General features: G+C 73.5%; 8 protein-coding genes. 4 read left to right on the forward strand and 4 right to left on the reverse strand.

Annotation, left to right across the window (positions count from 1 at the left end; genetic code table 11):
- The first annotated feature begins 12 nt into the window (after positions 1 to 12).
- Positions 13 to 1,482, forward strand: a complete 1,470-nt coding sequence (ligD, locus tag CRYAR_RS38585; RefSeq protein ID WP_084701516.1) for a non-homologous end-joining DNA ligase — start codon at positions 13 to 15, stop codon at positions 1,480 to 1,482.
- Here the strand turns inward: ligD and CRYAR_RS38590 are convergent.
- Complete coding sequence (locus CRYAR_RS38590; protein ID WP_063725985.1) at positions 1,435 to 2,700, reverse strand: amidohydrolase; 1,266 nt, start codon at positions 2,698 to 2,700, stop codon at positions 1,435 to 1,437. The genes ligD and CRYAR_RS38590 overlap by 48 nt on opposite strands.
- Before the next feature lie 182 nt (positions 2,701 to 2,882).
- On the opposite strand from CRYAR_RS38590, the gene CRYAR_RS44240 reads away from it, so the two are divergent.
- Complete coding sequence (locus tag CRYAR_RS44240) at positions 2,883 to 5,177, forward strand: serine/threonine-protein kinase (protein ID WP_281174661.1); 2,295 nt, start codon at positions 2,883 to 2,885, stop codon at positions 5,175 to 5,177.
- Positions 5,178 to 5,219: 42 nt separating this feature from the next.
- Positions 5,220 to 6,026 (forward strand): purine-nucleoside phosphorylase, encoded by an 807-nt coding sequence (locus CRYAR_RS38600; protein WP_035869582.1) that lies wholly within the window; start codon positions 5,220 to 5,222, stop codon positions 6,024 to 6,026.
- 3 nt (positions 6,027 to 6,029) lie between these two features.
- Here CRYAR_RS38600 and CRYAR_RS38605 read toward each other — a convergent pair whose 3' ends face one another.
- Positions 6,030 to 7,745, reverse strand: a complete 1,716-nt coding sequence (locus CRYAR_RS38605) for an AMP-binding protein (RefSeq protein WP_245620602.1) — start codon at positions 7,743 to 7,745, stop codon at positions 6,030 to 6,032.
- Positions 7,746 to 7,874: 129 nt separating this feature from the next.
- Between CRYAR_RS38605 and CRYAR_RS38610 the strand changes: the two genes are divergently transcribed.
- Positions 7,875 to 9,533: a phospho-sugar mutase gene (locus tag CRYAR_RS38610; protein ID WP_051571509.1), complete on the forward strand. Its 1,659-nt coding sequence runs from the start codon at positions 7,875 to 7,877 to the stop codon at positions 9,531 to 9,533.
- Between the two features lie 79 nt (positions 9,534 to 9,612).
- Here the strand turns inward: CRYAR_RS38610 and upp are convergent, their stop codons facing one another.
- Together upp and CRYAR_RS44245 are read right to left on the reverse strand one after the other, a co-directional pair.
- Complete coding sequence (upp, locus tag CRYAR_RS38615; protein WP_035858233.1) at positions 9,613 to 10,236, reverse strand: uracil phosphoribosyltransferase; 624 nt, start codon at positions 10,234 to 10,236, stop codon at positions 9,613 to 9,615.
- 22 nt (positions 10,237 to 10,258) lie between these two features.
- Positions 10,259 to 11,647: a glycosyltransferase gene (locus CRYAR_RS44245; RefSeq protein WP_051571511.1), complete on the reverse strand. Its 1,389-nt coding sequence runs from the start codon at positions 11,645 to 11,647 to the stop codon at positions 10,259 to 10,261.
- Positions 11,648 to 11,662: the final 15 nt, after the last annotated feature.

The following is an 11,662-nucleotide window of genomic DNA, read 5'->3' on the forward strand; positions in this document are numbered from 1 at the left end:
TAAAGAAGAGCCGTGGCCGAGAAGGACCGGCTGGCGCGCTACCGGGCGATGCGCTCCGCCGACCGCACGCCCGAGCCCGTTCCGGACGATGCACCGGAGACCGACGACGCCCTCGGGAACTCCTTCGTCATCCAGGAGCACCACGCCCGCTCCCTGCACTGGGACTTCCGTCTCGAACGGGACGGCGTCCTCGTCTCGTGGGCGATCCCGAAGGGCCTGCCGCCCGACCCGAAGCAGAACCATCTCGCGGTCCACACCGAAGACCATCCGCTCGACTACGCGGGCTTCGAGGGCGCGATCCCGGCCGGCGAGTACGGCGGCGGCAACGTCTCGGTCTGGGACCACGGCACGTACGACCTGGAGAAGTGGACCGAGCGGGAGGTGAAGGTCGTTCTCCACGGGACACGCTCGAATGGGCGATATGTCCTGTTCAAGACCGGGAAAGACTGGATGATCCACCGCATGGATCCGGTTCCGGAAGGCTGGCGGCCGCTCCCCGAGCTGGTGCCACCGATGCTCGCCACGCTCGGCGCACTGCCCGGCGACGACGCCGAGTGGGCGTACGAGATGAAGTGGGACGGCGTCCGGCTCGTGCTCTACATCTCCGGCGGCCGGGTCAAAGCCCTCACCCGCAGCAACCGCGACGTCACGAGCAACTACCCGGAGCTGCACCAGCTCGCCGCGTCGGTCGGCACCCGGCAACTGGTGGTGGACGGCGAGGTCGTCGCCACCGACGCGAACGGGCGGATCAGCTTCGGCGCGCTGCAGAACCGCATGCACGTGTCCCGGCCGGGCAAGAAGCTGCTGGCGAGCTCACCGGTCACGTTCCTGGCGTTCGACCTGCTCCACCTCGACGGTGAGCCCCTCCTCGAGCGGCCGTACGCCGAGCGGCGGCAACTGCTCACCGAACAGGGGCTGAAAGGCCCACACTGGTCGACGCCACCGCACTTCGCCGGCGGCGGCGCCGACGCGGTGGCCACCAGCCGCGCCCAGGGGCTCGAAGGCATCGTCGCCAAGCGGCTCACGAGCAGGTACCTGCCGGGGAAGCGCACGCGGGACTGGGTGAAGGTCAAGAACATCCGCACGCAGGAGGTCGTCGTCGGCGGCTGGCGTCCGGGCGCGGGACGCCGGGAGGGGCGGATCGGGTCGCTGCTGCTCGGCATCCCCGGCCCGGACGGGCTGGAGTACGTGGGGCACGTCGGCACCGGTTTCACCGACGCGGTGCTCGACGACCTGACCCGGCGCCTGCTGCGCACCGAACGCAAGGCGAGCCCATTCGCGAACCCGCTCCCCCGCCCGCACGCGAAGGACGCCCGCTGGGTGACGCCGAACCTGGTGGGCGAGGTGGCGTTCGGCGAGTGGACCGGCGAGGGGCTGCTCCGGCACCCGGCCTGGCGCGGGCTCCGCTCGGACAAGAAGCCCGGCGACGTCCGGCTAGAGGGCCCGCTCCCGGAGCGCGATCAGCGCGGTGTTGGCGAGTAGGCGAACCCCGATACCTATCGCTTTCTCGTCGATGTCGAACGACCCCTGGTGCAGATCCAGGGCTTCGCCCGGCCGCCCGACGCCGAGCCGCGCCATCGCACCCCAGCAGTGCTCGAGGTACCAGGAGAAGTCCTCGCCGCCCATGCTCTGCTGGGTGTCGACGAGCGCTTCCGGGCCGAGCGTCTCGAGCGCCGCCTCGCTCAGCACACCGGCCGAGTGCGGATGGTTGACCACCGGCGGCATGCCGCGGTTGTACTCGACGTGCGCGACCGCTCCCGTGGGCGCGACGACCTGGTGCACGAGCTGCTCGATCAGCTTCGGCGCCAGCTCCCACGCCGCGTGGTCGAGGCAGCGCACCGAGCCGCTCACGGTGCCGCTCTGCGGGATCGCGTTCGGTGCGACCCCGCTGTGCACGGCCCCGAACACCAACGACAACGCCGATCGGACGTCGACCCGGCGGGCCAGCAACGCCGGCACGTCGGTGACCACCCGGGCCAGCGCGGTGACCAGGTCGACGGTCAGGTGCGGGCGGGCGGTGTGCCCACCGGGCCCGGACAGGTCGACCTTCACGAAGTCGGCCGCGGCGGTGATCGCGCCGCTGCGCAGTCCGACCTGGCCGGTCAGGGTCCGCGGATCGCAGTGCAGCGCGAAGATCTCCTCGACGCCCGCCAGCCGCCCGGCGTTGATCACGTCGAGCGACCCGGACGGCAACGCCTCCTCCGCCGGCTGGAACAGCAGCCGGACTCGCCCCGGCAGCGCGTCGCCGAGCGACGCCAGTGCCAGCCCGGCACCGAGCACGACCGTGGTGTGGACGTCGTGCCCGCACGCGTGGCAGACACCCTCCACCGTCGAGCGGTACGGCACGTCCTTCACGTCGGGCAGCGGCAACGCGTCGAGATCAGCACGGAGAGCGACCATGTGCTCACCGGAGCCGATGTCGCAGGAGAGCCCGTTGCCCTTGGGCAACATCACCGGGCGCAGGCCCGCCTCGACGAGCCGTTCAGCCACGAGCGCGGCGGTGGGCTGCTCGGTGTTCGACAGGTCAGGATGTGCGTGCACATGCCGCCGGAAGCGGATGAGCTCGTCTTCGTGCGCTGCGACCCAGGCGTCCAGGTTCACCGGGAAAAGCCGTCTGCAGTCGCCGTTGGGCCGCTTGGCATCGGCAGAGTGTACCTCCCCCTTCCAACACGGGGTGTGACCGGTCGGTTCCGACTTGATCACCCGACTGATACTGGTTCTGAACTGCGCGAACGGTGCTTTCGTGTAGGTAAGCGACGCCGACTGCGCCACACCGCACTTGCCCGACGCCGTCTGGTCCGAGACCCTTCAAGGACGGTGATCGAGTGCGGGCTGGCACGATTGGACCCGAGCGCTAGGACGGGCGAGTAGAAAAGGTGAGCGTGGACGCACCCACCCCGGTAGACGGCACCTCGGCCGCGAACGCGCCCGACGGCCGAACCGTCGGCAGACGGTATACCCTGCGATCTTCCGTGGGGTCCGGCGGCATGGGTACGGTCTGGCGCGCCTTCGACGAGTTGCTGCGCCGCGAGGTCGCGGTCAAGGAAGTGCTGCTCCCGGCCGGTATCCCGGCCCCGGAGCGCGCGGTCCTGTGCGAGCGGACGCTGCGCGAGGCACGTGCCGCCGCGGCCCTCAACCACCCCGCGGTGATCCGGGTCTACGACGTCGTCAACGACGGCGACCGGCCGTGGATCGTCATGGAGCTGCTCGACGCCGCGAGCCTGGCCGACACCCTGCGCGACGAAGGGCCGCTGCCCTACGACCGGGTCGCCGAGATCGGACTGGCCGTGCTCGGCGCGCTGGAGGCCGCGCACCGGGTCGGCGTCCTGCACCGCGACGTGAAGCCGGGCAACGTGCTGCTCGGCATCGACGGCCGGGTCACGCTCACCGACTTCGGCGTCGCGCGGTCGCCGAACGAGTCGCCGCTCACCAGCACCGGCCTGCTGCTCGGCTCACCCCAGTACATCGCGCCGGAGCGGGCCCGCGGGCGCCCGTTCGGCCCGCCGAGCGACCTGTTCTCGCTCGGCGCCACGCTCTACACCGCGGTCGAGGGCCGCCCGCCGTTCGACCGCGGTGATCCGCTGCCGACGATGACCGCTGTCGTCGTCGAACCGCCCGACCAGATGGCGTTCGCCGGGCCGCTGGCGCCGGTGCTGCTCGGCCTGCTCGAGAAGGACCCCGAGCAGCGCTGGGACTCGATCAAGACCCGTAACGCGCTGCGTACCGTGCTGTCCGGCGGCCGGATCACGTCGCTCGACGGCGGCGGCGGTGGACGCGCGCCCCGGCAGCCGGCCGGCCCCGCCGACCGCGCGCAGCAGCAACAGCAGCCCGCGCGGCGGCGCCCCGATGCTCCGGGCCCGAACGGGGCGATGCCGGCCGGCGGCCCCGGGATGCCGCCTCCGCCGCCGCCCGGTGGCGCGGGCTCGAACCGGCCGTCGCCCCCGGCGCCTCCGGGTGCCCCGCCCACCCCTCCCGGCGCGACGCCGGCCGCCGCCGCGGACGGGACTCCGGGTCAGCGTGGTACCGCCGAGGGCACCGCGGCGATGGCCGTCAACCCGTTCACGACCGACGGGGTCCCTTCGCTTCCCCCGCCCAAGCCAGACGCCAAGCCGGGCGACGCCGCCGCGAACGCGCCGGACCAGCCCGGATCCCACCGCCCGTCGCCCCATGGGCCGGGCGGACAGGGTGCGGCGCGGCCCGGCGCCGGGCGCGCGACCGTCCGCGGCAGCGTGTCCGTTCCGGGGCAGCAGGCACCGGGCCAGCAGGCGCAAGGGCAGCCACCCATCTCCGGGTACGCCCGCGTTCCCGGAGTCGCGCCCGCGCCGCCGCACGGCCAGCCCCCGGGTTCGCACCCGCAGGGCGCCGGCTACGGACCGTCGACGTACGGCGGCGGTTACGGCGGTTCGACCGGCTACGGCGAGCAACCGCAGCCGACCGGATACGGCGAGCAGCCGCCGCAGAACTCCACGGCTCCGCTCCCGTCGGCACCGCCCTCGGCGAACCCGCGGCGCTCGGCGTACATGGGTGGGCACACGATGGTGTCGCCCTCACCGGCCATCCCCGATCACCACGGCCAGGACGGCCGGCGCCGCACAATGCTCATCGTCGCCGCGATCGTCGTCGCGGTGATCCTGATCGGCCTGATCAGCTACCTGGTGAGCGTGCTGGCCTCGGGCGACGACAACGCCTCCCCGAGCCGGTCGACGACGTCGGCCGCGACCGGCAGCGGTGTGCAGCTCACGTCCTACGACTACCCCGACCGCGGTTTCACGCTGAAAGCTCCGGCCGACTGGTCGGAGAAGAAGGCCGAGACCTACGTCGACTACGACGGTCCGCAGGGCGACAAGCTGCGCGCGCTCATCGAGAGCGGCTCCTCACCGGAGCAGCACCTCAAGAGCGCGGAGAACTACCAGAAGCAGCGGCTGACCAAGGGCCAGATCACCGCCTTCGAGACCGTCCACCAGCGGGAGAGCGCCAAGAAGCTCGGTGGCCGGGACACCTGGGAGTGGGAGTTCACCTACACCGAGAGCAACGTCCGCAAACACCGGGTCTGGCGCGTCGCCGTCGTCGACGGCAAGGCGTACAACCTGTACCTGACCACGGCGGACGGCGACTTCGCCGAGCGGTTGCCGCTGTACGACGAGATCACCGCGTCGTTCACGTTCGACCGCCCCTGAGGTGCGCCGACTTCGCAGCGGGTAGCGTGCTCTGGCGTGACGATGACGACCGACCCTTCCAGCCCCGAGTTCCTCGCGACCTCCGCAGCGACCGCGCTCGGTGAGGCCACCGGCGTGCGCAAGCACGACGTCGCGCTGGTGCTCGGTTCGGGCTGGGCCCCCGCCGCCGACCAGATCGGCGCGGCCGACTCCGAGGTCCCGCTCGATTACCTCGTCGGGTTCGCCCCGCCGACCGCTCTCGGACACGTCGGCTCGGTGCGTTCGCTGACCGTCGGCGAGAAGAAGGTGCTGATCTTCCTCGGCCGCACCCACCTGTACGAGGGGCGCGGGGTGGAGCCGGTCGTGCACGGTGTGCGGGTGGCCGCCGCGGCGGGCTGCCGGACGGTCGTGCTCACCAACGCCGCCGGTGGGCTGCGTGCCGGGATGTCGGTCGGCCAGCCGGTGCTGATCAGCGACCACATCAACCTGACCAGCCGGTCGCCGCTGGTCGGGGCCACCTTCGTGGACCTCACCGACCTGTACTCGCCGCGTCTGCGCGCGCTGGCCAAGGAGATCGACCCGTCGCTGGAGGAGGGCGTCTACGCCGCGCTCCCCGGGCCGCACTACGAGACGCCGGCCGAGATCCGGATGCTGGGCACGATCGGCGCCGACCTGGTCGGCATGTCGACCGCCCTGGAGGCCATCGCGGCCCGCGCGGCCGGCGTCGAGGTGTTCGGCCTGTCCCTGGTGACGAACCTGGCGGCCGGGCTGGCCGGTAAGCCGCTCTCGCACACCGAGGTCATCGAGGCCGGCCAGGCGTCCGCCACCCGGATGGGCAAACTCCTGGGCGAACTCATCGCCAGGGCCTAGGGCCTAGTCGAGGTCGGGGAAGTCTTCCTCGCGGTACTCGTGGGGGCGGCGGTGGTCGCCGCGTTCGCGTTTGCGGAGTTCGATCCGGCGGACCTTGCCGGAGAGGGTGCGCGGTAGCGGGCCGAACTCCACGCGGCGGACGCGCTGGTAGGGCGGCAGGTGCGAGCGGGCGTAGCGCAGGATCTCCCGCGCGGTCTCGGGGCCGGGGCGGTACCCGTCGGCGAGGTCGATGTACGCCTTCGGCGAGGTGCCCGCGGCCTCGGGGGTCGGCACCACCGCGGCCTCGCCGACCGCTTCGTGCTCGGCCAGCACCCCTTCGAGCTCGACCGGCGAGATCCGGTGCCGCCCGTGCGTGAAGACGTCCTCGACCCGACCGAGATAGCGCAGGTAACCGCACTCGTCGGCGACCGCGACGTCGCCGGTGCGGTAGTACCGCCCCCGGGTGACCGGCGCGCGGCCGGCGACGGCCGGCTCCACGGCGTCGAAATAGTGGGACATCAGGCCCAGCGGACGCCGGGTGAGGTCGAGGCAGATCTCACCCTCCTCGCCCGGCGCAGCCGGGTAGCCGCTCAGCGGATCGACGAGCACCACCGGGCAGCCGGGCAGCGGGCGGCCCATCGCGCCGAGCGTGACCGGCTGCCCGGGCGTGTGGGCCACCAGCGCGGTCGCCTCGGACTGCCCGTAGCCCTCCCGGATCGTGAGCTTCCAGGCCTGCCGGACCCGGTCGACGACCCCGACCCCGACCGGCTCACTGATCGTGACCAGCTCACGCAGGTGAGGCAGCCGGTCGCGCCACTCGGCCAGGTCCGCGGCGGCGGCCAGCGTCCGCCAGACTTTCGGCGGCGCGCACATCGTCGTCACCCGGCAGCGCGCCAGCAGCGCGAACAGCACTTGCGGTGCGGGCGGCGGCGCCGCGTGGACCAGGACGCAGGCACCGGCGTTCCACGGGGCGAACACGTTCCCGCACAGGTGCTTGGTCCAGCCGGGCGACGAGACGCTCAAGTGGACGTCGCCGGGGCGCAGGCCGGCCCAGTACATCGTCGTCAGGTGCCCCACCGGGTACGAGACGTGGGTGTGGACGATCGCTTTCGCCCACCCGGTCGTGCCCGGGGTGAACAGGATCAGCAGCGGATCGTCGGCGCGGGTCGGCCCGTCCGGGGTGAAGCGGCCGGTCTCCGTGCGGAAGTCGTCGTAGCCGAGCCAGCCGTCCACCGGCTCCCCCACCGCGATCCTGGTGCCGGCGCCGGGTAGCCCGGCGGTTCGGTCGGAGCGCACGATCAGGTGGGCGACGTCCGCCCTGGCCATGCGTCCGGCGACTTCGGACGGCGCCAGCAGCGGCGAAGTGGGCACCGCGACCGCGCCGAGCTTCATCAGCGCGAGCAGCGATTCCCACAGCTCCACCTGGTTACCGAGCTGCACCAGCACCCGGTCGCCCCGGCGCACACCGCGGCGGCGCAGCCAGCAGGCGAGCCGGCCGGAGCGGTGGCTCAGCTCGCCGAACGTCAAGCACCCCTCGTTCCCGTCGCCGTCGACGATCCACAGCGCCCGGTCGTCGGCGTGCCGGGTGGCCAGGTATCCGTCGAACCAATCCAACGCCCAGTTGAACTCGCTGAAATCCGGCCACTCGAACCGGCGGATCGCCGCCGGGTAGTCGTTGGCGGTCTCCAGGAGCAGATCTCGGGCAGCCCGGAACGCCCAGCCCGGATCGGTCGGTGTCACTGGCCGCTGCCTGACCTTTCTGGCCTCTGAACAGGGGTCAACCTCGGTCAGGGTAAACGTCGGCAGGTCTCCTCGCGGCCCCGCGACACCGGCGTGCATCGGGGCATCTCAATGAGCAACGATGGGCGCATGACCGAAACGTCCGGCTGGACCGGCCCCGAAGTGGCGGCGCTGCGTCATCGCACCGAAGAGTGGATCGCCGACGACCCCGATCCGGTGACGCGCGCCGAGCTCCAAGCCGTGCTGGCCGGGCTCCCGGGCAGCCTGGACGACCTCGCCGACCGGTTCGCCGGACCGCTCACGTTCGGCACCGCCGGTCTGCGCGGGCCGGTGCGGGCCGGCCCGAACGGCATGAACCGGGCCGTGGTCCGGGCGGCCGCCGCGGGCCTCTGCGCCTATCTGGACGACCACGGCTCCGGCGGACCGGTGGTCATCGGGTACGACGCCCGGCGCGGGAGTGCCGACTTCGCGGCCGAGACCGCCGCGGTGGTGACCGGCACCGGCCGGGCCGCGCTGCTGCTGCCCCGGCCGCTGCCGACGCCCGTGCTGGCCTACGCCGTGCGCAGGCTCGACGCCGCCGCCGGCGTGATGGTGACCGCGAGCCACAACCCGCCCGCCGACAACGGCTACAAGGTCTACCTCGGCGACGGTGCGCAGATCGTCCCGCCCGCCGACCGGGAGATCGAGGCGCGGATCCGGGCGGTCTCGCAGCTGGCCGCGGTCCCGCTCGGCACCGCGGCCCAGTCGGTCGACGAGCACGTCGTCGAGGAGTACGTCGCGACGACCGTGCAGGCCGTGGTCCGCACCGACCCCGGCGCCGACGCCCGGCGCGCGGCGCTGCGGGTGGCGTACACACCGCTGCACGGCGTCGGGCGGGTGCTGGCCGAGCAGGCGTTCGCCGTCGCGGGGTTCGCGGCGCCGCACGTCGTGGCCTCACAGGCCGAGCCGGACCCGGCGTTCCCGACGGTCGCGTTCCCGAACCCGGAAGAGCCCGGCGCGGTCGACGAGCTGCTCGCGCTGGCGTCGTCGGTCGACGCGGACATCGCGATCGCGAACGACCCGGACGCCGACCGGTGCGCGGTCGCGGTGCCCGGCCCGGGAGGGTGGCGCCTGCTGCACGGTGACGAGGTGGGAGTGCTGCTGGCCGACGCGCTGCTGCGCAACGGCGTCAAAGGCACGTATGCGACGACGATCGTGTCGTCGTCGCTGCTCTCGACGCTGGCCGCGGCCCGGGGCGCGCGGGCGGCCGAGACGCTCACCGGGTTCAAGTGGATCGTCCGGGCCGCCGACGACCTGGCCTACGGGTACGAGGAGGCGCTCGGGTACGCGGTCGCGCCGGGCGTCGTCCGGGACAAGGACGGGATCTCCGCGGCGCTCGCGATCGCCGACCTGGCCGCCGCGCTGAAAGCGGACGGCAAGACGCTCGACGACCGGCTGGACGAGCTCGCGGTGGAGTTCGGGCTGCACGCGACGTCGCAGCTGTCGGTGCGGGTGTCCGACCTCCGGGAGATCGGGGCGCTGATGGCCAGGGTCCGATCCGCCCCCCCGGCCTCGTTGCTCGGGCGGCCGGTGACCCAGGTGCACGACCGGCTGCCGGACGCGGACGTGCTGACGGTGCGCGCGCCCGGAGTGCGTGTCGTGGTGCGTCCGTCCGGTACCGAGCCCAAGCTCAAGGCGTACCTGGAGGTCGTGGTGCCGGTCTCGGCCGGGGTGGCCACCGCTCGGGAGCTCGTGGCCGAGCAGCTGGGCACCCTGCGTGGCGAGGTGGCGGAGGCGCTCGGGGTCTGACCCGCGACTTTCGGGCCCATCCCGGGCCGCGAAGGCCCGGGAAGGCCCGGGAAGGCCCGGGAAGGCGTCGTCGCCCCGGTTACACGGAGCCGAACTGGCGGTCGCCGGCGTCGCCCAGGCCGGGGACGATGTAGGCGCTGTCGTTGAGGCGCTCGTCGATGCTGGCCGTCACCACCCGGATCGGGAGGTCGGCCTCCTCCAGGTGACGGATCCCCTCGGGGGCGGCGAGCGCGCAGATCACGGTCACGTCGGTGGCTCCGCGCTGGGTGAGCAGGCCCACGCAGTGCTGCAGGGAGCCGCCGGTGGCCAGCATCGGGTCGAGCACGAACACCGGGCGGCCGGTGAGGTCCGCAGGCAGCGACTCCATGTAGGCGCGGGGCTGGAAGGTCTCCTCGTCGCGCGCGAGGCCGACGAAGCCCATCGACGCCTCCGGGAGCAGCCCGAACGCGGCCTCGGCCATGCCCAGGCCGGCCCGCAGCACCGGAACGAGCAGCGGCGGGTTGCCGAGGCGGATGCCGGTGGTCCGTGCGACCGGCGTGTGGATCGGGTACCGCTCGACCTCGATCTCACGAGTGGCCTCGTAGACGAGCATGAGCGTCAGCTCACGCAGCGCGGCACGGAAGACGGCCGGCTCGGTGCGCGCGTCGCGCATCGTGGTGAGACGGGCACTGGCGAGCGGGTGATCCACAACTAGCGTCTGCACGCCGCGACGGTACCTCCCCTGGTCAGGCGATGGCTCGCAGGGGCGAGGAGGTGTGCTTGCCGGCCCGGGCGCGGTGGTAGACGGCTTCGATCGCGGCGCCGTACGCGTCGGGGGTGTGCCGGAGCGCGGCGGCGCGGCAGGCCGCGGCCGTGACCGCGGCCAGGTCGGGGTCGGTGAGCAACCCGGCGATGGCGACCGCGAAGCCGTCGCCGGACGCGCAGACCGCGGCGCCGGCGAGCGGGCCGTGCGCGTGCAGCACGGTGTCGCTGAGCACGACCGGCAGCCCCGCCAGCGCGGCCTCCTGCAGCACCAGGCCCTGGGTGTCGGTGAGCGAAGGGAACGCGAACACGTCGGCGGCGGCGTAGGCCTCGGCCACCGCGCCCGCCGGGAGCTGCCCGGTGGTCACCACCCGGTCGCCGACACCGTGCCGGCGCAGCAGCGCACCGAGCCACCGGGGCTCGTACACCGCCCCGACCAGCGCGACCCGCACGGCCGGGAGCGACGAGGCCAGCGTCGCGGTCGCCGCGAGCAGCGCGTCGACGTTCTTCTCCCGGTTCACCCGGCCGACGAACAGCACCAGCGGGGCGTCGGCCGGGATGCCGTACCGGTCGCGGAACGCGACCCTCGCCCCCGCCGACGCCGGCCGTTCACGCACGCCGGTCGGCACCTGGACGACCCGGGCCGGGTCGACCGGCAGCGCCGAGCGCCGGAGCACGGCCGCGGTCGGCACGACGACGACGTCGGTTCCGCCGAAGAACGCCGCGTTCGCGGCGTCGAGCAGGCCGCACCGCGTGGCCGACCGGCGCTCGGACCGCCAGGCTCCCGCGGCCCCGCGCACCACCCGCAACGCCGCCCGCCGCCGCGCCGGCGTCCGCCCGTCCCGCCCCGCGCCCGGGCCGAACGCCCCCGGCCCTACTGCGGACGCCGTCCCGGCCGGGAGCAGGTCGGACTCGTCGAACGGCGACGGCGCGGCCAGGCGGCGGGCGTAGGCGGCGCGGATCAGCCGCAGCGCGGTGGTGGGGATCTTGTACGCCTCCAGGTAAGCGTGCAGATCGGTGTGGTAGGTCTGCACCAGCGGCAACCCCAGCTTCGCCGCCGCCAGCACGCCGAGCAGACCCGCGGGGCCCGGCGTGTGGACGTGCACGACGTCGGGGGCCTCGGCCGCCACCCGCGCCACCTGACGCGACCGCGGCCACGTGGCCAGCCGCAGGTCGGCGACCCCGCACGGCACCGAGGGAAGCCCGACGACGGGGAACCCGACCGGGGACCGCGACGGGTACCCGGGCGCGAACAGCACGCTCTCGTGCCCCCGCTCGGCCAGCGCGCCCGCCAGCGTGCGGATCGACGTGATGACGCCGTCCCGCCGGGGTAGGAACGTGTCCGAGAAGTGCGCGATGCGCAGGCCCGTCATGGCGACCGAACGTAG

Source organism: Cryptosporangium arvum DSM 44712, from assembly GCF_000585375.1.
In the GTDB taxonomy this organism is placed as follows: Bacteria; Actinomycetota; Actinomycetes; order Mycobacteriales; family Cryptosporangiaceae; genus Cryptosporangium; species Cryptosporangium arvum.

Coding starts and splice junctions, on each gene's coding strand:
- CRYAR_RS38600 (WP_035869582.1), top strand. CDS start 5,220: ATGACGACCGACCCTTCCAGCCCCGAGTTCCTCGCGACCTCCGCAGCG.
- CRYAR_RS38610 (WP_051571509.1), top strand. CDS start 7,875: ATGACCGAAACGTCCGGCTGGACCGGCCCCGAAGTGGCGGCGCTGCGT.
- CRYAR_RS44245 (WP_051571511.1), bottom strand. CDS start 11,647: ATGACGGGCCTGCGCATCGCGCACTTCTCGGACACGTTCCTACCCCGG.